Annotated in this window: 19 protein-coding genes and 1 pseudogene; 7 read left to right on the top strand and 13 right to left on the bottom strand. The window is 74.5% G+C overall.

Annotation, left to right across the window (positions count from 1 at the left end):
- Positions 1 to 63 precede the first annotated feature (63 nt).
- Both ACZ7N4_RS07220 and ACZ7N4_RS07225 read right to left on the bottom strand, forming a co-directional pair.
- Positions 64 to 879 carry an SAM-dependent methyltransferase gene (locus ACZ7N4_RS07220; protein WP_471354712.1) on the bottom strand — a complete coding sequence of 272 codons (816 nt, stop codon included), beginning with the start codon at positions 877 to 879 and terminating at the stop codon, positions 64 to 66.
- 114 nt (positions 880 to 993) lie between these two features.
- On the bottom strand, positions 994 to 1,869 hold the full coding sequence (locus ACZ7N4_RS07225) for a helix-turn-helix domain-containing protein (protein ID WP_471354715.1): 876 nt from the start codon (positions 1,867 to 1,869) through the stop codon (positions 994 to 996).
- A gap of 965 nt (positions 1,870 to 2,834) precedes the next feature.
- Between ACZ7N4_RS07225 and ACZ7N4_RS07230 the strand changes: the two genes are divergently transcribed.
- Positions 2,835 to 3,491 carry a GNAT family N-acetyltransferase gene (locus ACZ7N4_RS07230; RefSeq protein WP_471354717.1) on the top strand — a complete coding sequence of 219 codons (657 nt, stop codon included), beginning with the start codon at positions 2,835 to 2,837 and terminating at the stop codon, positions 3,489 to 3,491.
- Between the two features lie 24 nt (positions 3,492 to 3,515).
- Here ACZ7N4_RS07230 and ACZ7N4_RS07235 read toward each other — a convergent pair whose 3' ends face one another.
- The 3 genes from ACZ7N4_RS07235 to ACZ7N4_RS07245 form a co-directional block, all read right to left on the bottom strand.
- Positions 3,516 to 4,451, bottom strand: coding sequence for an acyl-CoA desaturase (locus ACZ7N4_RS07235; RefSeq protein ID WP_471354719.1), 936 nt, complete (start codon positions 4,449 to 4,451; stop codon positions 3,516 to 3,518).
- A 303-nt stretch (positions 4,452 to 4,754) separates the two neighbouring features.
- The gene (locus ACZ7N4_RS07240) at positions 4,755 to 6,002 is read right to left on the bottom strand and encodes a beta-ketoacyl-[acyl-carrier-protein] synthase family protein (protein ID WP_471354721.1); all 1,248 of its coding nucleotides are present in this window, start codon (positions 6,000 to 6,002) and stop codon (positions 4,755 to 4,757) included.
- A gap of 434 nt (positions 6,003 to 6,436) precedes the next feature.
- Positions 6,437 to 7,123 carry a lysophospholipid acyltransferase family protein gene (locus ACZ7N4_RS07245; protein WP_471354723.1) on the bottom strand — a complete coding sequence of 229 codons (687 nt, stop codon included), beginning with the start codon at positions 7,121 to 7,123 and terminating at the stop codon, positions 6,437 to 6,439.
- 89 nt (positions 7,124 to 7,212) lie between these two features.
- Here ACZ7N4_RS07245 and ACZ7N4_RS07250 point away from each other — a divergent pair, with 89 nt between their 5' ends.
- Both ACZ7N4_RS07250 and ACZ7N4_RS07255 read left to right on the top strand, forming a co-directional pair.
- Positions 7,213 to 8,502, top strand: coding sequence for a cytochrome P450 (locus ACZ7N4_RS07250; RefSeq protein ID WP_471354725.1), 1,290 nt, complete (start codon positions 7,213 to 7,215; stop codon positions 8,500 to 8,502).
- Positions 8,503 to 8,697: 195 nt separating this feature from the next.
- Positions 8,698 to 10,320, top strand: coding sequence for a peroxidase family protein (locus tag ACZ7N4_RS07255; RefSeq protein WP_471354727.1), 1,623 nt, complete (start codon positions 8,698 to 8,700; stop codon positions 10,318 to 10,320).
- A 12-nt stretch (positions 10,321 to 10,332) separates the two neighbouring features.
- Here the strand turns inward: ACZ7N4_RS07255 and ACZ7N4_RS07260 are convergent, their stop codons facing one another.
- Complete coding sequence (locus tag ACZ7N4_RS07260; protein WP_471354729.1) at positions 10,333 to 10,596, bottom strand: hypothetical protein; 264 nt, start codon at positions 10,594 to 10,596, stop codon at positions 10,333 to 10,335.
- A gap of 29 nt (positions 10,597 to 10,625) precedes the next feature.
- Positions 10,626 to 12,896 carry an acetoacetate decarboxylase family protein gene (locus ACZ7N4_RS07265; protein WP_471354731.1) on the bottom strand — a complete coding sequence of 757 codons (2,271 nt, stop codon included), beginning with the start codon at positions 12,894 to 12,896 and terminating at the stop codon, positions 10,626 to 10,628.
- A gap of 127 nt (positions 12,897 to 13,023) precedes the next feature.
- On the opposite strand from ACZ7N4_RS07265, the gene ACZ7N4_RS07270 reads away from it, so the two are divergent.
- Positions 13,024 to 14,016, top strand: coding sequence for an acyl-CoA desaturase (locus ACZ7N4_RS07270; RefSeq protein WP_471354734.1), 993 nt, complete (start codon positions 13,024 to 13,026; stop codon positions 14,014 to 14,016).
- Here ACZ7N4_RS07270 and ACZ7N4_RS07275 read toward each other — a convergent pair.
- The 4 genes from ACZ7N4_RS07275 to ACZ7N4_RS07290 all read right to left on the bottom strand — a co-directional run bounded on the left by ACZ7N4_RS07275 (position 13,998) and on the right by ACZ7N4_RS07290 (position 17,554).
- Positions 13,998 to 14,747 carry a bestrophin-like domain gene (locus tag ACZ7N4_RS07275; RefSeq protein WP_471354737.1) on the bottom strand — a complete coding sequence of 250 codons (750 nt, stop codon included), beginning with the start codon at positions 14,745 to 14,747 and terminating at the stop codon, positions 13,998 to 14,000. The two genes, ACZ7N4_RS07270 and ACZ7N4_RS07275, sit on opposite strands and share 19 nt — an antisense overlap.
- 40 nt (positions 14,748 to 14,787) lie before the next feature.
- The gene (locus ACZ7N4_RS07280) at positions 14,788 to 14,913 is read right to left on the bottom strand and encodes a hypothetical protein (RefSeq protein WP_471354739.1); all 126 of its coding nucleotides are present in this window, start codon (positions 14,911 to 14,913) and stop codon (positions 14,788 to 14,790) included.
- Positions 14,914 to 15,239: 326 nt separating this feature from the next.
- Positions 15,240 to 15,821 carry a hypothetical protein gene (locus tag ACZ7N4_RS07285; RefSeq protein ID WP_471354741.1) on the bottom strand — a complete coding sequence of 194 codons (582 nt, stop codon included), beginning with the start codon at positions 15,819 to 15,821 and terminating at the stop codon, positions 15,240 to 15,242.
- A gap of 1,274 nt (positions 15,822 to 17,095) precedes the next feature.
- Complete coding sequence (locus ACZ7N4_RS07290) at positions 17,096 to 17,554, bottom strand: flavodoxin family protein (RefSeq protein ID WP_471354744.1); 459 nt, start codon at positions 17,552 to 17,554, stop codon at positions 17,096 to 17,098.
- 71 nt (positions 17,555 to 17,625) lie between these two features.
- Between ACZ7N4_RS07290 and ACZ7N4_RS07295 the strand changes: the two genes are divergently transcribed.
- Together ACZ7N4_RS07295 and ACZ7N4_RS07300 are read left to right on the top strand one after the other, a co-directional pair.
- Positions 17,626 to 18,285 (top strand): class I SAM-dependent methyltransferase, encoded by a 660-nt coding sequence (locus ACZ7N4_RS07295; protein ID WP_471354746.1) that lies wholly within the window; start codon positions 17,626 to 17,628, stop codon positions 18,283 to 18,285.
- A gap of 114 nt (positions 18,286 to 18,399) precedes the next feature.
- Entirely contained in the window at positions 18,400 to 19,113 is a 714-nt protein-coding gene (locus ACZ7N4_RS07300) for a lipoprotein (RefSeq protein ID WP_471354749.1), read from the top strand.
- Between the two features lie 26 nt (positions 19,114 to 19,139).
- On the opposite strand, the pseudogene ACZ7N4_RS07305 reads toward ACZ7N4_RS07300, so the two are convergent.
- Positions 19,140 to 19,292: pseudogene (locus tag ACZ7N4_RS07305) on the bottom strand (GNAT family N-acetyltransferase); the annotation flags it as partial.
- A gap of 49 nt (positions 19,293 to 19,341) precedes the next feature.
- Positions 19,342 to 21,375 (bottom strand): DUF1996 domain-containing protein, encoded by a 2,034-nt coding sequence (locus ACZ7N4_RS07310; RefSeq protein ID WP_471354751.1) that lies wholly within the window; start codon positions 21,373 to 21,375, stop codon positions 19,342 to 19,344.
- 362 nt (positions 21,376 to 21,737) lie between these two features.
- Here ACZ7N4_RS07310 and ACZ7N4_RS07315 point away from each other — a divergent pair, with 362 nt between their 5' ends.
- Complete coding sequence (locus tag ACZ7N4_RS07315) at positions 21,738 to 23,468, top strand: NlpC/P60 family protein (protein WP_471354753.1); 1,731 nt, start codon at positions 21,738 to 21,740, stop codon at positions 23,466 to 23,468.
- Position 23,469 lies beyond the last annotated feature (1 nt).

Genomic DNA, 23,469 nt, shown 5'->3' on the forward strand with positions numbered 1-23,469 from the left:
TCCTCGTCCGGCCGGGGCGGGGCCGGGGTCCGGGAGGTGGGTCGGACCCCGGCCCCGGGTCTGTCAGGGCTTGCGGGCGACCGCGCCGTACATGGCGATGTCCTCGTCGCGGACGCCCTGCTCGCCGCTGCCGTCGGGGCGCCACTTGTGCACCTGCACGATGCCGGGCTCGACCAGGTCCAGGCCCGTGAAGAAGGCGTGGGCCTCGTCCAGGGTGCGCAGCCGCATCGGCATGTCGCGGGCCGCGTACTCGCGTGCGACCCGGCCCACCTCCTCGGGCGCGAAGTCGGCGGTGCCGATGGACATCGCCAGGTGGCTGCCGGAGGGCAGCGGTTCCAGCAGCCGGCGTACGACACCGACCGCGTCGTCCGCGTCCAGCATGAAGTGGACGATCGCGATGACGGTGAGCGCGACCGGCTGGTCCAGGTCCAGGGTCTCGCGCAGTTCGGGCGCGTCCAGGATGGCCGCCGGGTCACGGAAGTCGGCCTCGATGTACGCGGTCCGGCCCTCGGGGGCGCTGGCCAGCAGGCCCTGGGACAGGGTGAGCACGATCGGGTCGTTGTCGACGTAGACGACCCGGGAATCGGGGGCCACGGCCTGGGCGATCTCGTGCAGGTTGGGCGAGGTCGGGACGCCGGTGCCGATGTCCAGGAACTGGCGCATGCCCGCCTCCTCGGCGAGCCAGCGCACGGCACGGTTCATGAAGTCGCGGTTGGCGCGCATGTGGACCGGGAGCGCGGGCCACTCCCGGGACATCGCGTCGCCCGCCTCCTTGTCGGCGGGGTAGTAGTCCTTGCCGCCGAGTATGTAGTCGTAGATGCGGGCGGAGTGGGCGTTCTCGGTGTCGATGCGGTCGGCCGGCCATCCGTTGTCGGGCAACACCGTGTCTCCCATTCGGTCGAGGGGTCGGGGGGCTCGCGTCGGGCGGGCTGATGCGAGGGCGGATGCGGACGAGTGGACGTATGCGGATGCGGGGGCGGTCACGGGTGCCGGTCACCACTCCTTGCGCAGTGTGCCGAGCAGGGCCTCGGTCCTCGTGGCGGGCGCGGCCTGGGCGCTGAGCCGGTCCAGCGCCTCCCGGTAGACGACGACGTCCTCGGTCTTGTCGAGGTAGACGGCCCCGACGAGGCCGCTCAGGTAGGCGATGTCGGGCAGTTCGCGGGCCCGGAACCGGAAGAGGTGGAAGGCACCGGCCCACAGGGCGGGATGCGGCCCGTTGGCGAACGGCATCAGCTGCACGGTGACATGGGGCAGCCGGTTGACCTCGATGAGGCGGTCGATCTGCGCGCGCATCACCCCGGGACCGCCGACCGGCCGGCGCAGCACGGTCTCGTCCATCACCACCCACAGCCGCGGCGGCGCCGGCCGCGCCAGCAGCTCCTGGCGGCGCAGACAGAGGGCGACGCGGCGTTCGGTGGCCTCGGCAGGGGCGTGCGAGCCGGCCGTGGTGAGCAGGGCGCGGGCGTAGTCCTCGGTCTGCAGCAGCCCGTGCACGAACTGGTTCTCGTAGGCGCGGATCTGCAGGGCCGCCTGCTCCAGGCTGAGGTAGGCGGCGACCCAGTCGGGCATGACGTCGCGGTACGTGTGCCACCAGCCGCGTTTGTTGGCCTCGCGGACGGACTGCAGGAAGGTGTCGATCTCCTGCTGGTCGGTGACACCGTAGACCTGGAGGAGTTTCTCGGCGTCCGCGAGCCGCAGCCGGGCCACCTTGGCGGCCTCCATGCGCCGGATCGTGGAGTGGCTGACCCCGATGGCGGTACCCGCCTCGGCATAACTGAGGCCGGCTCGGGTGCGCAGTTCCTCCAGCTGTCTGCCGAGGATCATGCGCAGCACGGAAGGAGCGCCGCCCCAGTCGGTGTCCGTGGTCACGCCCACCCCCTCCTCCGGTCCGGTTCCAGGGTCACCCTCGCACGCGATCGGTGACCCGCACCCTATTCGATCACGTCTGCCGGATGCAGCATGCACATGGAGATTTGCAAATTTCAACTTGCCGGTTGCGGAGCGTGGTTGGCAGGTGCCAGAGTGGACCCACCGCTCCGACCGACCCGCGGAGCGGACGGCGCGGCCGGCTCGGGGAAGACGGGCCGCCTGCACGGCCTGCCGTCAGGCGGTGTGACGTCCGCTGCCCGAGCGGCCGGCCCGACGCCCGCACACCCCACCCGGGGGCCGGACGAAAGGCGTACGGCGATGACCCCGCCCTTCCCCCTCCGACCGACCCACGACCACAGACCGGACCAACACCGCCGCACGCGGGGCGCGTCGTCCCCGCTGCCGGCCCCGGCCGGCGTCCCCATACCACCCGGAGGCGAGCGTCCCGGTCGACTCCCTGGGCCTCACGGCTCCGACCGGCTCGCCTCCGGGGCCGAGTGGCTCGTCTCCCGGGCCGCCCGGCGCGCGGGCCGGGGTCCGCTCCCCCGCCCCGCCGCCCGTCGCGGCACCGGCGCTCCGCCGGGCACCCGCTGACGAACACCGGCATGGGTGAGGCCTCTTCCGCATCACGCGGAAGAGGCCTCACCCTCCTCGCCGCCCACCCCCACACGCACCAGCCGCACCACCCGGACCACCCCCCACTCGTCCGAAGGATCGCCATGCACCACACCGCCCCCGGCACCCCCACCGCCACGCCCGCCCCCGTACCGGCCGCCGACCCGTCCTGGACCCGCACCCGCCCCAGGCCCGGTTCCCAGGAACAGGCCGGCTGAGGCCGTACCGTTACGGCATCCGCCCCGCGACCCGCTAGATTCACCGCCGGTGCGGAGCCTCCGCACCCGCGGGCGGCCGGATTCCGTACGGGTCCCGGCCCCGCCGTGTGTGCCGTGGCGCCGGGGGGTCCGATGGTCTGGTCGCTGTTCCGCCGCATCCGGCCCCGGCCCGGGCCCCCCGTGCCGGGGCGGTGTGCTCCCGGCCGGCACGTGCTGGCCACCGAGCGGCTGCTGCTGTTCACCCCGCGCACCCGGCTGGACGTGGTGGCGGCGCTCGCCGCGAGCGCGGACGCCGAGGCGCAGCGGTGGCTCGGCACCCAGGCGGACGAGGTGCTGCCCGATCCCGGCACCCGCCGGGCCCTGCTGGCCTGGCGGCCCGCCGGCGACGACGGCCGCCGTGTGCCGCGCCTCCTGGCCGAGCCGTACACACCCGGCCCGGACGGTCCGCTCCTCCTGGTCTGTGTGCGCAGGTCGGACCTCAGCTACGCCGGCGGTCTCGAACTCCAGCCCCGTACAGGCGAGATGGGCGGCTGGCTGGCGCCGGGGCGCCGGGGCCAGGGTCTGGGCACGGAGCTGTTCCGCGCGGGCCTGGAGCTGGCCCACACCCATCTGGGACTGGCCACGGTGCGGGCCGGGGCCGAGCCGGGGAACACCGCGAGCCGGCGGGCACTGACCCACGCGGGCCTGGTGCGCGACCAGGGCCCGCGCCGGCACACCCTGCCCGACGGCCGCGTGATCGAGGCCGTCTGGCACCGGCACGACACCGGGTCCCCCTCGCGCTGCCGTTGACCATAGGGACGGGGACCGTGAGCGTCACGGCGTGTCCTGGCGGCGTCCGGTCACCCGGCGCCGGTCGGGCCAGCGCACGTCGTAGGCCCAGCCGAGGCGTTCGAACCAGCGGATCAGCCGGGCGCCGGCGTCGAGCTGGCCGGTGAGCACGCCGTGCCGGGCGCTGGTGGGGTCGGCGTGGTGCAGGTTGTGCCAGGACTCGCCGAAGGAGAGCGGGGCCAGCCACCACACGTTGCCCGAGCGGTCCCGGCTGCGGAAGGGGCGGGAACCGGTCGCGTGGCAGATGGAGTTGATGGACCAGGTGGCGTGGTGGACCAGGCAGATCCGGACCAGCCCCGCCCAGAAGAACCCGGTGAGCGCGCCCTGCCAGGACCGGGTCAGCGCCCCGCCCAGCAGCGCGGGCAGGGTGACGGAGGCGAGGACCAGGACGCCGAAGCCCCGTGAGACCGTCATCAGGGCGCGGTCGCGGACGAGGTCGGGGGCGTACTGGAGGGCCGAGGCGTGCTCGGTCTCGAACAGCCGGCCCAGGTGGGCGTGGAGCATGCCCTTGGCGAGGGCGCGGGGTGAGTGGCCGTACCGCCAGGGCGAGTGCGGGTCGCCGTCCCGGTCGGAGTACTTGTGGTGCTTGCGGTGATCGGCCACCCAGGTGATGAGCGGACCCTGCACGGCCAGGCTGCCGGCCAGCGCGAGGGCGATCCGCAGCGGCCGTCTGGCCTTGAACGACCCGTGGGAGAAGTGCCGGTGGAAGCCGACGGTGATGCCGAGCCCGCTGACCAGGTAGAAGGCGACGGCCAGTGCGAGGTCCACGGGGCTGAGCCCGTGCCGCCAGGCCAGCGGCACGGCGGCGAGCAGGGCGAGGAACGGTACGGCGACGAAGACGCCGATCAGCAGCTGCTCGCCGGAGGGACAGGACCGGGTGCCGGCCGCCGGCGGGGTGGATCCGGACGAATCCGAGGACATGGCGACCCTTTCGGCCGGGACGGACTGTCGCAGGCGGACTACCGGATGGACTGCCGGGAACGCGCTGCCGGGGACGCGCTGCCGGGGACGCGCTGCCGGCAGCGGAATACCGGGATCGGGCTGCCGGAGTGGGCTGCCCGCACGACCGCCGGGACGGACCAACGGGGCGAGCCACCGGGACGGACTGCTGCAGATGGATTGCCTGGGGCGGGCTGCTCGGGCGGGCTGCGGGGCCCCGACCACCGGGGGCAGGCTGCCCGGACGGACGAGCGGCGTGTCGTCCTCGGCGACTGCGGGGGCGGACTACTCGACGGCGGTGAAGGCGAGTACGGCGTTCTGGCCGCCGAAGCCGAAGGAGTTGCTGACGGCGGCTCGTATCCGCTGCGCTCGGGGCGCCTTGGTGACGACGTCCAGGTCCATCGCCGGATCGAGGGTGTCCAGGTTGGCGGTGGGCGGGATCAGCTGGTGGCGCAGGGTGAGCACGGTGCAGGCCGCCTCGATGGCCCCGGCGCCGCCGATGGCGTGCCCGATGGTGCCCTTGACCGCGGTGACGGGCGGCGGCCGGTGGAAGACCCGGCGCAGGGCGTTGTGCTCGGCGGCGTCGCCCTGCGGGGTGGCGGTGCCGTGCGCGTTGACGTGGTCGACGTCCTCGGGGGCGAGACCCGCGTCGGCGAGGGCGCCGCTCAGGGCGCGGGCGGCACCGTCGCCGTCGGGACGCGGGGCGGTGAAGTGGTGGGCGTCGCAGGAGGCGCCGAACCCGGCGAGCAGGGCCTCGGGGCGGGTGCCGCGGGCACGGGCGTCCTCGGTGCGCTCCAGGACGAGGACGGCGGCGCCCTCGCCGAGCACGAAGCCGTCGCGGTCCCGGTCGAAGGGGCGGGAGGCCGCGTCCGGGATGTCGGCGCGGCGGGACAGGGCGCGCATCTGGGCGAAGCAGGCGGCGGTCATCCGCAGCCGGGCGGATTCGCTGCCGCCTGCCAGGACCAGGTCGCAGCGGCCGGCGAGCAGCCAGTCGCGGGCCAGGCCGAGCGCGCTGGTGCCGGAGGCGCAGGCGGTGCTGACCACCATGTTGGGGCCGAGCGCGCCGAGATCCAGGGCGATCTCGGCGGCTGCCATGTTGGGGACGCTGCGCGGCAGCGCGAGCGGGGAGACGCGTTCGGGGGTGTGGTCGGCGAGCCGGTCGAACTCGGCCTGCCAGCCCTGCATGGACCCGGTGCCGACGCCCATGACCACGCCGACCCGGGCGCCGTCCCAGCCGTCGGTGACGAGTCCCGCGTCGGCAACCGCCTCGCGGGCGGCGAGCAGCGCGAAGGTCGTGAACCGGTCGAGCCGGCGGGCCAGCCGGTGCCCGAGCAGGCCGGCCGCGTCCAGGGCGGGCACCTGACACGAGAAGGCCACGGGCAGCCCGGCCAGGGCGGGATCGGCGGTGGCGGTGGACCGCCCGGCGCACAGGCCCGCCCAGGCCGCGTCCCGGCCGATGCCCGCGGGGGTTACCAGGCCGAGTCCGGTGACGGCGACCGGGGCGCGGCGTACGCCTGCTCTCACCTGTTGCATGGGCCGTGATTATCCGGGCCGGTCGACGCGCTTTTGCCCCGCCACAACCCGTTCGGCCCAGGCCGGAGGGCGCTTCCACCCGGATGCCTGAATCGGGACGGGGAGGCGCGGAGCCGCCCGGCGGCAGGCAGGGCAGCCAGGGCCCGACGGGGGCGGACCCTGACGGACGGGCGCACCGTGACGGGCAGCGGATCGTCACGGTGACGCAGACGCCGGCCGCAAACCGATCACAACGCCCCGGGCAGACCTCGGCAGGCCAACCGATCACAACGGGCACGCGGCCCCCGGCGGGCACGCGGCCCCCGACGGGCAGGTGCGCCCCGACGGGCAGGTGCACCCGACGAGCGGGCAGGCCCCGGCGGACGGACAGGCCCTGACGGGCGGTCTGGTTCCGGCAAGCGGAAGGATCCGGTGGGCGGGCAGGCCGCGAGGAGTCAGCACCCTCCAGTGGGCAGGCGGCCGTTCCCGCCGGCGTCGTCGTCCAGGGCGTGGACCGCGCTCGACCAGGCCTCCGCCAGCGCGGTCTCCAGGTCGTCCAGCGGGTGGGCGGAGGTGTCCAGGCGGAGGGCGGGGCCGACGTGGACGTGGACGCGGGGGCGGCGCACGGGGGCGGTGGCCCAGCCGGCGAGCTGTTTGGCGCGGCTGCCGGAGGAGACGCGGCGGGCGCCCGCGTGCCCGACGGGGATCACCGGCGCGCCGGTCGACAGGGCGAGCCGGACCACTCCGGACTTCAGGCGTCCGGGCGGCCGGTCGTGGGACGCGCGGTAGCGGGGCAGGCCTCCCTCGGGGTAGACGAGTACGCCGCGCCCGGCGGCCAGGGCGTCGGCGGCGGCCCGCAGCGCGTCGGGGGCGCGACGGCTGCCCCGGTGGACGGGTACGTGACCCTCCCGGGTGAGGGCCCGGCCCAGCAGGGGTACCCGCCACAGCCCGGCGGTGGCGAGCACGGCGGGGCGCAGGCCGAGCCGGTGCAGGGTGCCGAGGAGCAGCACCGGGTCGAAGAACGAGGTGTGGTTGGCGGCGAGGACGTAGCCGCTGCCGGGCGGCCGCGCCAGGTGTCCGGTGCCGCTCACGCTCGTGTCACTGAGGACGGGCACGAGGGCCCCGGCCCATGCGGACAGCATCACGCACTCCTCTCCGACGCTTTCGCCCATACTGCCCCGAATGCCTGTTTGACGTGCGGCGCCCGCCGGCCGGTGGCTGAATGGCCGTCATGGACTTTCTCGCCGCGTACGACGCGATCCCGGAGGACGACGTCCCGCAGCGGGTGGCCCTGCTGCGCACCGCCATGACGACCGGCAGGGCGGCCCTCTTCGCCGAGCTGCGCGCCCGCCGGCCGGTGTTCAGTACACCCGTCGGTGTGTTCGTCACCCGGCACCCCGACGTCCTGGAGGTGCTGTCGGCTCCCGGCACGTTCACGGTGGGGGTGTTCGGCCCGGCGCTGGAGGACGTGCTCGGGGCGCCGTTCATCCTGGCCCGGGACGGAGCCGACGTGCACTGGCGGGAGCGCGGGTACGGGCAGGTGATGCTCGCCGCCGAGGACGCGCCCCGGGTGCGGGAGCTGACCGCGCGGATCGCCGACGAGGTGCTGGACGAGGTGACCGGCCGGGGCGCGGACACCTTCGACCTCGTCCAGGACTACGCCCGGGTGGCCGCCGCCCGCGTGGCCATCGCCTACCTGGGGTTCACCGGCATCGACGAGGAGACGCTGCACTCCTGCACCCGACGGATGCAGTGGGCGTTCGCGATCAACCCCGACCGCGACCCGGAGATCCACGCCGCGGGTGTCGCCGCCGGCCGCGAACTGCGCGACCAGGTGGCCGAGTTGATCGACCGCCGTCGGGACACGGTCCACGACGGCGGCCCCGACGACGTCCTCGGCCGGATGCTGCGCACCCGGCTGCCCGACGAGTACGGCTTCGACGACGGCCGGATCAACGCCAACCTGGTCGGCTATCTGACGGGCTACCAGCAGAACGCCACCCAGTGCACGGCGACCGCGCTCAAGGAACTCGCCGTACGGCCCGAGGCGCTGGCCGAGGCGGTGCGCGCGGCGGGCGAGGGCGACCCGGCCCGCTTCGACTCCTTCGTGTGGGAGGCGCTGCGCTTCCACCCGTTCGTGCCCGTCACGCCCCGGCTGTGCCTGCGCGACCACGTGCTGGCCGCGGGCACCCCGCGGCAGACGGTGATCCCGGCCAAGAGCGTGGTCATGGCCTGCTTCGCGTCGGCGATGTTCGACGAGGAGGTGCTCGACGCCCCGGAAGAGTTCCGGCCCGGCCGCCCGCCCGCGCACAACCTCGTCCTCGGCTACGGCGCCCATGACTGCGTCGGCAGGTACGCGGCCCAGGTGATCGTGCCCGAGCTGGTACGGCGTGTGCTGATGCGCCCCGGCGTACGCCCGCTGCCCGGCGGCGAACGCGCACTGGACTACGCGGGCACGCCGTTCCCGCAGCACTACCCGGTGCGCTCCGGCCGTTCCACCGTCACCACGGGCCGCCCCTGACCGACACCGGCCGGCTCCGGCCCACGCCGGCCGACTCCGATCCACACCGGCCGGCTCCGATCCACACCGGCCGGCTCCGACCCGCACCCGACCACGCCCCGGCCCTGACCCGCACCTGACCGCTGCCCGGCACCAGGACCCGCCCCCGTCGCGGCCCGGCACCGCGGCCCGCCCCGCGAACCGACCGGAGGACCCATGACCACCGTCACCTCTCGCCCGCCCCGGAACCGGACCGTGCCGTGGACCGGGGCCAGGGACCGGTCCCGGGACGGCTTGCGCAACCGCTTCGAGACGCATCTGCTGACCCACTACGGCCCGGCCTGGCAGACGGCCCAGCGCAACCGGTGGCTGCACCGCAGGCTCAACTCCAAGCTGACAGACCTGGCCGTGCTGAAGGCCCCGCCGCGTCCCAACCCGCTGAGCACCAAGACTCCCTACACCTCCTGGGACTCGCTGACCGACCGCTCCTGGGTGGGCCGGCATCTGCCGCCGGTGGCCGGGCCGCCGAGGGGCCTGCCCGCGCCGGAGAAGGTCGCCGAACTGTTCCGCCGGGAGGGCGAGGGCCGCTCCTGCACCCGGTCCAGCGCGCTGCTGCCGGCGTTCGCGCAGTGGTTCACCGACGGCTTCCTGCGCGGCCACGCGGCCACCGGTGACCCGCGCCGCACCGACTCCCCGCACACCCTGGACATGTGCCAGCTGTACGGCGACCGCGAGGAGGTCACCGCCTGCCTGCGCACCTTCGAGGGCGGCCGGCTGAAGAGCCGGGTCGTCGACGGCGCCGAGTTCCCGCCCGCCCTGTGCGAGGGCGGCAGGATCAGGGACGAGTTCCGGGCGATCAGACCGGTCCGGTTCGACGAGGTGCCCGCGGAGTTCGTGGACACGCTGTTCGCGTGCGGCGGGGAACGCGCGCACGCGCACATCGGGCCGATGGCGCTGACCGTCCTGTTCCTGCGCGAGCACAACCGGGTCGCCGGCGTCCTCGCCGCCGCCCACCCGGACTGGGACGACGAACGCGTCTTCCAGACCACCCGCAACACGCTGATCGTGACGATGATCCGGGTGATGCTGGAGGAGTACATCAACCACATCACGCCGTACCACTTCGGCTTCGTCCTCGACCCGGTCCGCACCGACCGCGGGGTGTGGCACCGGGAGAACCGGGCGACGATCGAGTTCAGTCTCGTCTACCGCTGGCACAGCCTGATCCCGTCCACGTACACCGTCGCCGGCCGCCCGGTGCCGCTCGCGCGGACGATCGCCAACGGGCAGCTGGTCGTGGAACGGGGGCTCGGCCCGCTCTTCGAGGACCTGTCCCGCCAGCCCGCGGGCCTGTCCGGCCTGTTCAACACCGACGAACTGCTGCTGCCGATCGAGACGCGCAGCGTCGCCGTGGGCCGTGAGCTGCGCCTGGCCTCGTACAACGACTACCGCGCCCACTACGGCTTCCCCCGGGTCACCGACGCGCGGCAGATCTCCGGCGACCCGCGGGTCCAGGAGGCGCTGCTGGACCTGTACGGCGACGTCGACGCGATCGACCTGTACGTGGGGCTGTTCGCGGAGGAGCCGGAGCCCGGTGCGATCTTCGGGCGGCTGCTGGAACGCATCATCTCCGTGGACGCGTTCTCCGAGGCACTGAACAACCCGCTGCTCGCACCCCGCCTGTTCGGGCCCGCCACCTTCTCCGCGGAGGGCCTGGAGATCGTCCGCGGCACACGCAGCTTCTCCGACCTGGTGCACCGCAACCTGCCGGAGGACACGGGCCGTTACGTCGTGACGCTCGGACGGAGCGCGGCCGACGTCCGGGCCGCGGCCCGCTGACCGGGGCTCGGCTCAGTCGTCCCCGGCTCGCGCGTGGGCGTACAACGCCTCCGCCGCGGTGCGCAGTTGCTCCGCCGCCGTGTCGCAGGCCTCGGCCTGCCGCTCCAGCGTGGGGCCGCTCCACTCGGGTGCCGCGGGGCAGCCGCCCAGCGTGGCAGCGGTGGCGCGCAGCCGCCGGGCGTACTCCTCCATGAGACCGGCGTCCGACCGCAACGCCTCGGCACGGTCGAGGAGTTCGGTGTCGTACGTCGTGACGTCGGGGGACTCGGTCACCATGGTGTGCTCCCGCGGGTGGGGGGTGGGGGTCAGCGCGGCAGGACGGCGCCGGCGCTGCGGTGGAGCATGAACTGGGGGCAGGTGAGGACGAACCGGGGCCGGGCCGTGTCGATGCCGAGCCGGCGCAGCTGTCCGGCGAGGGGTTCGGCCGCCGCGGTGTCCAGCCGCAGCCGGACGCCGCCGCCGGTGTGCAGCCGCAGCCTGCCGTGAGCCCGGACGAGGGTGCGGATCGTGCTCTCGCCCCGGCGGCCGTAATGGATCCAGTCGGCCTCCGGACAGCGCACCCCGGGCCCGAGGCGGGCCTCGACGGCGAGGCCGAGGTCCGGGCAGCGGACGCCGATCTCCCGGCCCGTCAGCTCGGCCTCGGCGGTCACCCGCTGTGCGGGCTGGCCCCAGATCTCCCGGGCGACGACCCGGGCCTCCTCGCTGGTGACGGCGAGGCAGAGCACGTGCCGGCCGGTGCGCCGGAGGTCGACACGGCGCAGCAGGTCCACGGCGGCGTCGTAGGGGCGGGGCCGCCACAGGTCGTCCACCAGCACGGACAGGGCGATCTCGGTGTACGGGCCGATGGTGGTGCAGCGGTGCTCGTACAGCGACAGCACCGCCATGGCACGGCGGCCCAGCCGGCTCGGTGTCATCCAGGTGACGTCGGGCAGCAGGCCGCGCGCGGTGTCCGCGTCGACGGGGTAACACAGGTGGGCGGCGGAGGAGTCGTAGTAGCGCACCGGTACGTCGATGGGTCCGGCCGTGGTGGGCACCGAGGTGGTGGGGAGGGTGAGGAAGGGGTAGCCCTCGGGTGGGTTGGCGCGGTCCTTGAGCTGGTAGGCCTGGGTGCGCACGACGGGGCCGCGGTAGGGGGCGAGGGCCTCGTCGACGCGCTCGCGGGCCTCGGGGATCACGGTCCTGAGGTGCTCGATGTACTCGTGGAGCATGTGGCACAGCGGGAACTCGTGGGTGGGGCCGGTGTAGTCGACCTCGTACCAGTGCGGATGCGGGTCGAACGCGGAGCCCGCGCCGCGGCCGTCGAGGACGGGCACGATGTCGTGCTGGTTGGTGATGCTGGCGACCCAGGTGCGCGGGTCGGCGGGCTTCTTGTTGTCGACCGGGGAGCCCACGGCGACGACGTGGGTGACCCGGTAGGCGCGGCAGAACTCCTCGTCCTGGGCGAGGTTCATCACCGCGATACCGCCCTCGCTGTGCCCGATCAGGGCCAGGTCGGCGCCGCGCGGGATGCCGTAGTCCTTCAGGGCGAGCAGGATCGACCGGGTGTACGGCGAGTCGGGCATGAACAGGTTGCGCCAGGCGCCGACGAAGTCCTGCGGGGAGTCGTTGCGGGGCCGGCCGGGGGCCATGCCCGGCGCCTGGAGGACGTAGCGGACGACACCGTCCGGGCCGCGCACGTTCTGCAGCAGGATCCGCCCGTCGGTGGAGAGCATCTCGATGTTCCGCAGGAAGCCGAGGAAGGACCCTTCCGGGGCGATGACCTGCCGCTCCTGGTCGGTCAGGTCGACGGCCTCGGCGGCGCCCTCCCCCTTGTCCATGCCGGCGAGACGGGCGGCGCTGATGCCGTGCAGCGGGTCGGCGGACAGCTCCCGGCCGGTGGCCAGCGCCCAGCCCGTCTCGTCGTTCTTCGGGTCCTCGTCCAGCAGGGCGCGGATCGCGAGGAGTTCGGCCATCAGCGGGGCCAGCCCGGACAGTGCACGCTGGGCCCCCTGGTCGCGGAAGAGGGCGCGCAGGGAGCGTACGGCCGCCAGGTCCCGGTCGGTGGTGACGGCCTCGGTCAGCCGGCGCATACCGGGATCGCGCGCGAACTCGGGGTGGTCGACCAGCACGGCCGCGATCCGCAGCCGCAGCGAGGTGACCGCCACCAGCGCGGCCAGGCTCTCCCGTCCCAGCACCTCCCCGGCGGCGCCGAGGACGTGCGCCATCCCCTTCGGTGCCGTGATCGCCGAACCGCCGAGGCCCTGCTTGTTCGTCAGGGCCCGCAGCAGCGCCCACCGGACGGTGAGGCCGGTACGGGGGCGGCGGCGCGTGGACGCGGCGAGGGCCGGGGCGAACAGCGCGGTGCTGGTGCGCCCGGACACCGCGCGGATGCCCTCGGCGACGTCGACCACGTCCCGCGCGCACCGGCGCAGCAGTTCCCTGGCGTCCTGGCCGTCCGGCGCGGGCCGTCCGGGTGCGGTGCCGTCCGCTCGCATCCGACGCTCCCTGGGTTCGACGACATGACGCGGGGCCGCGCCCGGGGCGGCGGCCTCGGTCCCATGGTCGGCCAGCCGGATCGCTCCCGCACCTTCATCCATCCAGGTAGAGCATGCCGCCGGGTGCCGTACCGCCCGCCGAGCCTGGGCCGGGCAGGCATATGGCTGCCGCATAATCGCCGCACATGACCCCCTGTACTGCCCCGCCCCGCCCAGCGGGAGGCGCGCCGTGACCCTGTCCCCCGAACGTCCGGAGGGCCCGCGCGCCCCGCTCCCCGACACCGTCCCGGTCGGCCCGCCGCTGCGTATCAACACCCTGCTCACCATCGTGGTGGGCCCGCTGGCCGCGCTGGCCCTGGTCCTGCCCGTCGCCCTGGCCGGCGGCTGGGGGCCGCGCTGGTACGACGGGGTCCTCGGCGCCGGGATGTACGCGCTGTCCATCATGGGCATCACCGCCGGCTACCACCGGCACTTCACCCATCTGTCGTTCAAGGCCAAACGACCGCTCCGGATCGCCCTCGGTGTCGCGGGCGGTCTCGCCATGGAGGGCCCGGTGACCCTGTGGGTGGCGCAGCACCGGCGCCACCACCAGTACGCGGACCGCGAGGGCGACCCGCACTCGCCGTGGAAGTACGGCACCACCCGGCGGGCGCTGCTCAAGGGGCTGTGGCACGCCCAGATCGGCTGGTTCGCCTCACCGGTCCGGGCCCACTACCCGCGCTACGCGCCCGATCTGCTGGCGGACCCGGACGTACGCCGCCTGGACCGCTGCTACCCGCTGACCATCGCCGTCTCCCTCGGCCTGCCGCCGGCCCTGGTCCTCGCGGTCACCCACGACACACGGTCCGCGCTGGTCACCTTCTTCTGGGCGGGCCTCGTCCGGTACGCCGTCGTCCACCACGTCACCTGGTCGGTCAACTCCGTGGCCCACGCCTTCGGTCCACGCCACTACGCCACCCGCGACCAGTCCCGGGACGTCCCCTGGGTGGCCGTGCTGACCTTCGGCGAGGGCTGGCACAACCTCCACCACGCCGACCCCGTCAGCGCCCGGCACGGCGGACTGCGCGGCCAGCCGGACCTCACGGCATGGCTGATCGCCCGGTTCGAACGATGGGGCTGGGCCTACGACGTACGGTGGCCCGACGAGCGGCGGATCACCGCGCGGCTGTGTCCGGAGACGGCCGGCCGGCGGCTGCCGCACCCTCAACTTCCCGTGAAGTAGCGGGTGAACGGGGAGGCGTCGACGGCGAACATGCCGTTGAAGGGCTGGTTCAGCTGATAGACCAGCAGCACGGTGAAGGTGATGAGCGCGCTCAGGCCCATCACCATCACCATGTGCGTGAAGCTCCGCCGCACCCCGAACATGAACATGAACGCCACTGAGAGCACCCCGCCGACGATGAGCCCGAACCACAGCACGGGTGACAGGGTGTCGGTCACGTCCCCCTCACGGCCGCGCCGGGCGTCGTCCAGCACGCTGAGCTGGGCCAGGGTCTCCTGGAGCGTGGCCTGCTGGGCCGGGGTGGCGTCGGCGGGGACCTGCCCGGCCGCCCGGAGGTCGTTCAGCAGCTCCCAGCCGCGCCGGTCCGGCGGCTCGCCCGCCGCCATCGCGGGCCACTCCGCGGACACCACGTGGTGCACGTAGGCGTCGACGGCGCCCCGGGTCCGCTCCCCCTCCAGCGCCGGCAGTCCCGCGGACAGCAACCGGATCTGGTGCGCGGCGCTCGCCTCCGCCTGCACATGGCCCACCGCGCCGGACCGGGTCTCCCACACGGACACCATCGACAGACCGAGGACGAGCGCGTAGAGCACGCCGACCATCATCGAGATGTACTCGGCGACGTCCTCGCGGGGTTCCTCGTCCGGGGCGGGCGGCCAGTAGTGGTGCCGGATCACCACGATGCCCGCGGTGACCACGGCGATCCCCAGAACCACGGCGAAGGTCTCGATCATCGGGTCTGTCTCCTGTCGTCTCGGTGTCTCGTTCCGCCGCCTACTTGCCGATCCGCCGCGAGCCGAGGAGGGCGGCGGCGAGGGCGGCCGGGATCAGCAGCAGGAACAGCACGACGAGCAGCCCGAGCCCCGTCGGACCACCGCCGGGGCGGATGAGGCGGGACATGATGGAGGGGGTGCGGGGGCGTCGGGAGGGGGCGCGGGGGGAGGCGGTGGCGGAGGGTGCGGTGGTCGGAGGTGTGCGGGTGGGTCCGCCGCTCGGGCTTGTGGACCGGCCTCCGGTGGACTGCCCTTGAGTGGCTCCGCCCCCGGTCGCTCCGCCCTGGGTGGTCCGGCCTTGCGTCGCTTGTCCCTGGGTGGTCTGGCCCTCGGTGGTCCGGCCTTGCGTCGTCTGGCCCTCAGTGGTCTGGCCCTGGGCGGATTGGCCTTGCCTGGCCTGGCCGCCCGTCGACTGGCCGCCCGTGGACTGGGCGCCCGTTGCTTCGCCGCCGGTCACCGCACCCCCGGTGGCCCCGCCGGGCCCGGCGGCGGCGCCTGCGACCACACCGGCGGCAGCACCCGCCGCGGCCGCGGCGCCGCCGGCCGCAGCCGCTGCTCCTCCTCCGGCGGCCGCTGCTCCTCCCGCGGCTGCGGCTCCTCCCGCTCCGACTGCGGCTGCTCCCCCGGCTGCCGCGCCTCCGGCACCCGCACCAGCACCGGCTGCCGCTCCGGCACCCGCAGCCGCTCCGGCACCCGCAGCCGCTCCGGCACCCGCTGCCGCTCCCCCGGCCGCGGCACCACCACCCGCGCCCGCGCCCGCACCAGCACCCGCGCCCGCGGCTGCTGCCACCCCGGCACCTGCTCCGGCAGCAGCACCGGCACCGGCGGCACCTCCCGCACCCGCCGCACCCGCCGCACCGGCAGTGCCTGCGCCGGCAGCTGCTGCCGCCCCGGCACCCGCACCCGTACCCGCGGCACCAGCACCAGCAGCCGCACCCGCGCCGGCACCACCAGCACCCGCACCGCCGCCCCCACCCGCCGCCACCCCTGCTCCCGCACCGGCACCCGGACCTGCCGCCACCCCTCCTCCCGCACCGGCCGCCCCCGGCACGGCAGCGGCCAGCCCGGGCACAGGCGCTCCCGTGCCCGCCGGAGGCAACGGCGCGGGCGGGGGGAACACGGCTCCGGGCGGCACCGGCAGGACGGGGGGCGCGGGGGGAGGCGCGGGGACCGGAGGGGGAACCGGCGCGGGAACAGGTGGGGGTGGGAGTGGGGGCGGTGGCGGTGGCGGCGGCACGGGAGGAGGGAGGGGGGCCGGAGTGGGGGACGGTGGTACGGGGACGGGGGGTGGGACGGGAGGCAGCGGCAGGGGCGGTGGGGGCTCGTGCAGCGTGAACTCGCCGGTCGCCTTGGCCTTGAGCCACGCCGGTCGTTCCAGGCAGCCGTCGGGCCCGATGGTGTGGATCCGGTCGCTTCCGCTGACGTGCCCCTCGCTGAGGTACCAGCCCGGGGGCCGCTCCACGGTCGCCACGCACCGCGCCGTATCGCCCGGTTCCAGGCTCGGGATGGTGTCACCGCCCGCCGGGCAGACGATGAGGGGCGGCTCGAGCACCGGGTCGGCGAGGTGGAGGTCGAACACCGTGCGGTTGCCGGTGTTGGTCACGTCGTAGAAGACGGTGGCGCGGCCGAGGGCCGGGAACCGGCCCAGCGCCCCGGCGCTGGTCGTCACCGTCTCCGATAGGGCCAGTTCGCCGCCGACGCCGGCGTACCCGGAGCGGGCGGCCGCCCGGGACTCCACGCCGAGGGACGGTACGCGGCCGACTGCGGTGACGTCGGCGATCCAGGTGCCCGGACGGGCGGTGGCCCGGGCGGTGCAGGTCGCCGAGTCGAGACCGCGGAGCATCGGAAGGTGATCGCCGCCGCCGGGGCAGCGGATGTCGGCGTCCGGGAGCCCCGGGTCGCTCACCTCCACGTCGTACAGGTCGGCCCCGGTGCGGTTGATCAGCCGGTACGTCTTCACCAGCGGGCGGCCGACGCGGACGCCGGGGCGGGTCGCCTCGGTGCCCGGCCTGTCGTCGACGGCGACCTGGAGGGCGAGCCCCTGGCTCCCCGCGCCGTCGGCGACGGCACGCTGCGCCGGAGTGCCGTACGCGGCCACGAGCAGCGGCAGCACAACGGGAAGTCGCGTCCCGAGGGCCCTGCGGCACCTCCCTAAATGCCCTATTAACACGTAAAACGTACTAACAGAACGGTCAGCGCGCGGGCTTCGCTCCACGCCGGTCACGGTGCGTGACCGTACGAAGATCACTCCGGTGGCCGCGCGACGTACGCCGGCGCCCCTCGGGTCCTGCCGCGGGCGCCCGGGCCGGTCAGGTGCCGGGCATCAGGCCCGCCGCGACCGTGGCCCCCAGTTCCCAGCAGGCCTGGGTGCCGGCCTTGCCGGGGTCGCCGGTGACCGTCACGGGCTCGGCCGCCCGGCGCCAGCCGAGGCCGGTGGTGACGGTCTCGACGGCGCGGACGGCGCCGGTGACGTCGTTGCCGCCGTGGACCCAGAAGCCGAACGGACGCCCCCGGGTCTCGTCCAGGCAGGGGTAGTAGATCTGGTCGAAGAAGTGCTTGAGGGCGCCCGACATGTAGCCCAGGTTGGCGGGGGTACCGAGCAGGTAGCCGTCGGCTTCGAGCACGTCGGAGGCGGTGGCGGACAGCGCCGCCCGGCGTACGACGCGGACGCCCTCGATCTCCGGTGTGGTGGCGCCGGACACGGCCGCTTCGAACAGCGCCTGGCAGTGGGGCGAGGGGGTGTGATGGACGATCAGCAGGGTAGGCACATGCGGCACCCTGCCGTGCGTCCACGGCCCGTGGCAAACATCGCCGCGGCGGGCGCCGGGCGAGACCGGGGATGACGGGAGGAGTCGCCGTGACCGAGGAGGAGGGCCGGGCACCGGCCGCCGTGGTGTTCGACGCGCTGGGGCTGGAGTACGAGCGGGCGTTCGCACGTTCCGCACCGCACCGGGCGTCACTGGGGCGGCTGCTGGAGTTGCTGGCGCCGGGCAGTCGGGTGCTGGACGTGGGCAGCGGAACGGGACGGCCGACCGCGCGGACCCTCGCCGAGGCCGGTCACCGGGTGCTGGGCCTCGACGTCTCACCGGTCATGGTCGAGCTGGCCGCCCGGCAGGTGCCGGGGGCCGAGTTCCGGCTCGCCGACATCCGGGATACACCGTTGCCGGACGCCTCGTTCGACGCCGCGTGCGCCTACTTCTCGCTGTTGCAGATGACCCGCGCCGAGCAGGCCGCGGTCGTGGCCGGGCTGGCCCGCGCGGTACGGCCCGGCGGTCTGGTCGCGCTGGCCACCGTGCCGTTGGACGTGGAGGACGTCGAGGCCGTCTTCATGGGGCAGCCGGTACGGGTGACGAGCTTCGCCGCGGAGGCGTTCACCGCGCTGGTGACCGCGGCGGGCCTGACGGTGCTGTCCGAGGAGCACGAGGTGTACACCCCGGCCCACCGCGAGGCCGTACCCGAACCGCACCTGTTCCTGCTCGCCCGGCGCGGGGCGCAGTGACCGGCGGTCGGTGAGCCGCATTTCCCTTCGGCGTTGTCGATGCCCTCGGTGCCCGTTCGGCGTTGTCGGCGCCCTCGGTTACAGTGGCCGCTCCTAACCGAAGGGGAGACAACAGTGCAGGTCAGGGTGGGGACCGTCCGGGGCCGGGTGATCGCCGCGGCGGCGCTCGCTGCGCTGCTCGGCGGCTGCGCGGGATCGGCGGACGACGACGGCGGGAAGTCCGCGAGCCCGTCGGCGCGCGCCAAGGGCACGGCGGCCGGGGGCACCGGGGCGAAGGGGACGGCGGCGGCCGGCGGCGGGAGGATCGGCGCGGCCGGTTCGGCCTGCGAACTGCCCGTCAGCTTCGCCCTCGCCAAGGACTGGAAGCCCAAGTCGATCGACGCGGAGAAGGAGCTGGCCAAGACGTCGAAGGGCGAGGACGGCGACCTGAGCGGGGCGCTCGCCGACGCCTTCCTCCGGCAGGGGCCGGTCACCGCGGCCTGCGAGATCGACGCCAAGCCGGCCGGCAACATCGGCTTCCTGCGCGTGTGGACCGGCAAGCCCGGCGACGCGGACGCGGACGGTGTGCTGCGCGCGTTCGTCGCCGCCGAGGACAACGTCAGCAAGGAGAAGTACCACTCCTTCAGGACCGGCGGCGGCCTCGACGCCGTCGAGGTGGAGTACCTCTACACGAGCAAGCTCCTGGAGGAGACGAAGAAGGAGAGCGCCTTCGCGGTCAGCACGCCCGACGGCCCCGTCGTCCTGCACCTCGGCGGGATGGACACCGAGGAGCACGAGCAGATGCGGCCGGCGTACGACCTCGCCAAGCAGACGCTGAAGCTCGCCTGAGGCCCGCTCGCCCGCGTCCCGCTCGCTCACGGGGCCGTGACCCTGCCCAGGTAGGTGAGCGGTCCGGCGTCCGCGACCGGGATCTCGTGGAAGCCGACCCGGTCGTAGAAGGCGCGTGCGGCGGTGTTGGCGGTGACCAGGCCGACGTGGACCGCCCGGACGCCCTTGCCGTGCAGTGCGTCAAAGGGTCCGGGCGCCCTGCGCGTCCCCGACCGCTCAGGACACCGGTCAGTAGCGCAGACGCCTGGCCCGCAGGAACATGAACAGGCCCGACAGGGCCAGCAGGGTGCCGAGGGCCGCGGGCCACAGGTGCGCGCCCGTATCCGCCAGGCCGCCCTGGGCCGCCTCGCCGGCCTGGGGTGCGGGCTGGGTGGCCGGTGGCGGGGCGTCTGCGGTGGCGGTGGCCTGACCCGTGGTGCCCGAAGCGGCGGCGGTGGGCGCGGACGGGACTGACGCCGCCGGGCGGGTCGAGGCGGAACGCGCCGGTGTGGAGCGGGGTGCGGCGGGCTCGGCCGGTGCGGCCTCGCCCGCGCCCTTGTCCCGGTCATCGGCGTGCGCCGTACGGTCCGTGTCGCGCTTGGTGGTGCGGGCCGGTGCGGTCGTCACGTCGTCCCGCGGGGCGTCGCCGGGCCGGGAGACCGAGGGAGCGGGGGCGGAAGTTCCTCCCTGGGCGGGGGCGTTGGGGGTGCCGCCCGCACCGGGAGCGGCTGTGACACCTGAGCCGGAACCGGGCACGGGCGTGGGGGCGGAGGTGGGGGCGGACGTGGGCGGGGGCGTCACCGTCGGACCGGAGTCGTCACCTGAATCTCCTGAAGCTCCGCAGGTGCGGCCGGAGTTGATGCAGTCGACCATCTCACGCATCAGGTCCTCGTCGAAGACGTTGACGAAGTCGCCGTGGTCGGTGACGGGCTTGTGCAGCTGCTCCGGGAAGGAGTCCACCGCGAACAGCGGGACCGTCCGGCCGCCGTCCGTCAGGCTCGGCGCGTCGACGTCGTAGACGATGCGCTGGACCAGTTGCGGAATGGGCCGGAAGCCCGCCGGGCAGGAGCCGTCGGCGGTGGTGAAGGCCACATGGGTGCGGTGGTTGGCACTGTCGATGTTGCGGCCGTCCCAGCAGCTCTGGAACCGGAAGGTGCGCACGACATCGCTGCCGGACGGGCACAGCGGGTACTTGTCCTTCAGCTGCCGGTCCTCGTAACCCGTGCAGCTCCAGGACGCGTTGGCGTTGCCGGGGCCGTTGACGAAGGCCTTGGCGTCACCGGTGATGATGCGCAGCAGGCGGGGCATGGCGGTGACCTCGCCGCGCGGGTTGCCGACGAAGGTCAGCGTCACCTGCTTGGGTGTCACGATCCGGCCGGCGTTTCCCTCCGTACCGCCGCCCGGGGCCCCGGCGTCCCGCTCCCGAGTACCGTCCTGCAGCCGCAGCACCGGCCAGTAGTACGAGGACTTGTCGCCCCGGTCCGCACAGCTGGTGCCGCCCCGCGCGAGGTCCTCGTCGCTCGCGAAGGCGGTGTTGGCCTGGTTGCCGACGTAGTCGTGGAAGTGGTGGGCGCCGTTGGAGACACCGGGGGCGACGATGACGTTGTCGGAGTTGAACAGGCCGTTCGCGTTGACCCCGCAGTCGGAGGTGAAGGAGCCGCGCGAGGCGCCGTCCTGCGGTGCCGGGGCCGGCGCGTCCGGCGGTACGGCGGTGATGTCCGCGTAGTCGGACACGACGGGTCCGTTACCGCCCTGTCCTGCGCCGTTCTGCCCCTGCCCGCTCTGCCCTTGGCCGCTTCGCGCCTGACCGGTGCCGTCCTGTCCGCCGTCGCCGCCCGGTGTGCCGGTGGGCCGGCCGGTCTCCGCGGGGCGGAGGGTGCAGGCGGCCAGGGAGTCCAGACCCTGCGGGCGCTCGCCCGCCCGGTGGACTGCGTCCGAGATCCGCCCGATGGACGCCGACCGCTTCTCCTTGAGCGGGTTCATGATCGTGTCGTCGACCAGGACGGAGTACGCGTCCCCGTCCGCGCCGGCGGCCTGCGCCGTCTGCTGGAGTTGCCGGTAGGCCGCCGCCGTCTGCTCGTCCAGCCGGGCGAGTTCACGGTCGACGTCCGCGCGGGCCGCGTCCGGCACGGCCGTCAGCCGGCTGCCGACGTCGGGGCAGTCGATGGTGGCCATGCCTGCCGACCGGACCTGTCCGGTCGTGTCCGCGCCGGGGCCGTCGCCCCAGCCCTCGCTCGCCGAGGCGTAGACGTTCGCCGCGACGAGCCCGCCCCCGCCCAGCATCAGGGCGACCGCTGCGAGAGTCGCGCGTCGTGCGCCCGTCGGGCGTCTGCGGCTGTTGCGTACCAAGGTCGTCCCCTGTGTGAGTTCGCCGGTCGGGCATGGAGTTCCCCGGCTTCATACGGAGGGCGGAGCCACTGTGTTCAACAGGGTCGCGAATTCACCGGGATCTCACAGGAAACCATGGCCTCCGCCCTTTCCCCGTCGAACTCCATCGCGAACATCACGAATATGTATCGGACATTTCACACCTCAACCTTCACACGAGGCACACACGTTGGCTAGGTTGACGCGAGGCCGCCGCCCGGCTCTGCCCCGGCGAGCCGCTGAACTGCCCCGTGGGGCAAGGAAGGAGCACGTCCTCCATGGCGCCGGAGAGCCGCGACGAGGTTCGGCAGCGGATCGCATCCCTCTATGACCAGGCCGAGAACGCCACCGGTAATTTCAACGCGACACGGGCCATGGCCGGCCGGAGCGGCAGCCGGTCCCGGGGCGTGCCGCTGGCCAAGCGAGCCGGCCGGCGCCCGGACCCGGGTCTCGACGAGATCGCCCGGCAGTGGTTCGACGCGGCTCGCGCCACAGTGGGCCCGACCGTCCCCGCCGTACTCCCCGCCGACCGGCTCACCGACGGACCGGCGGCGCCGCCCGCGCGTTCGGGGCGGGAGCGGACGGGCGGCTTCCCCGGGGGCGAGCGGGAGCCGCGCGCCCTGCCGCGCGGTGGAGAGGCCCCAGCCCTGCCGGGGGGCGGGGATGCCCTCGCTCTGCCGCCGGGTGGCGGGGGTGCCCTCGCCCTGCCGGGAGGCGGGGGCGCCTCCGCCCTGCCGGGTGGTGACCGGCAGGCGCTCGCACTCGAACCGGGTGCGGTCCGCGCGGTGGCCGAACTGACGGCCGGTCCACCGGCGGTCCCCACGAACCGACCGCCGCAGCTTCCGGAGACGGTGCTCCCGGGCATCCAGGGCTCCGAACTCCCCCGCGAGGCGCTTGCGTTGACCGGCGGGACGACGACCGAACCGGGCGGCGGCCAGGCCGCACCGGCGGCGGCACCGGCGAGCCCGACTGCCGCACAGGGCCTCGCCGTTCAGGCACCCAGGACGCTGCCCGGCGGTGCCGCACCCGGCCGCCCCTCCCTCGCCGTCTCCAAGGCCGGCAACCGGCGCAAGCTCGACACCGCGCGCGACCTGCTCTCGCGGCACACCAACGGGCTCGCCCTGCCCGGCACCGCCGCTCAGCCCGCCTGGATCGCCGGAACCCAGCAGGTACCACACCCCGCACCGGCCGAGCCGGCAGACCAGTGGCAGCAGCCTCAGTGGACGACACCCGGCCGGCCGGCAACGGCGACACCGGCCGGCGACACCGGCTCCCTCACCCCCCTCCAGGACACCGGCTCCCTGACCACGCTCACCGAGACGGGTTCCTTCACGCCGTTCACCGAGACGGGTTCCTTCACGCCGTTCACCGACACGGGATCCTTCACACCCCCCGCCGACACGGGAAGCCTCAACTCGTTCACCGGCACCGGGACCGTCACTCCACTCACCGGCACGGAACCCTTCACCGCACTCACCCACACCGGTTCCCTCGCCCCACCCACCGACACGGCATCCTTCGCTCCGGTCACCGGTACCGGCCCGCTCCCCCCGCTCACCGGCACCACGGCCTTCGCCGCCCCCCTCACCACCTCCAGCGCTCCGCCCCTCTCCCTCCCCCTCCCCGCTCCGACCCCCGCGTCGCCCGGCGCCCTTCGTGCCGCCAAGGCCATCGCGTTCGCCCGGGAGCAGCTCGGGAAGCCGTGCGTCTGGGGGGCGACGGGGCCGGACTCGTACGACTGCTCCAGCCTCACCCAGGCCGCGTGGCGGGCGGCCGGTGTCACGTTGCCGCGTGCGGCGTACGAGCAGGCGCTGGCCGGTACCCCGGTGTCGCTCGCCGGCCTGGAACCCGGTGACCTCGTCCTCTTCTTCGACGACGACCGGCATGTGGGTCTGCACGTCGGCGACGGCATGATGGTGCATGCGCCGGGGCCGGGGTCGAGCATCCGTGAGGAGTCGGTGTACGGCGCCGGCGAGGCGGCGATCCACCGGATCGTGCGGCCGGCCTGAC

Source organism: Streptomyces sp. NPDC107654 (assembly GCF_055639035.1).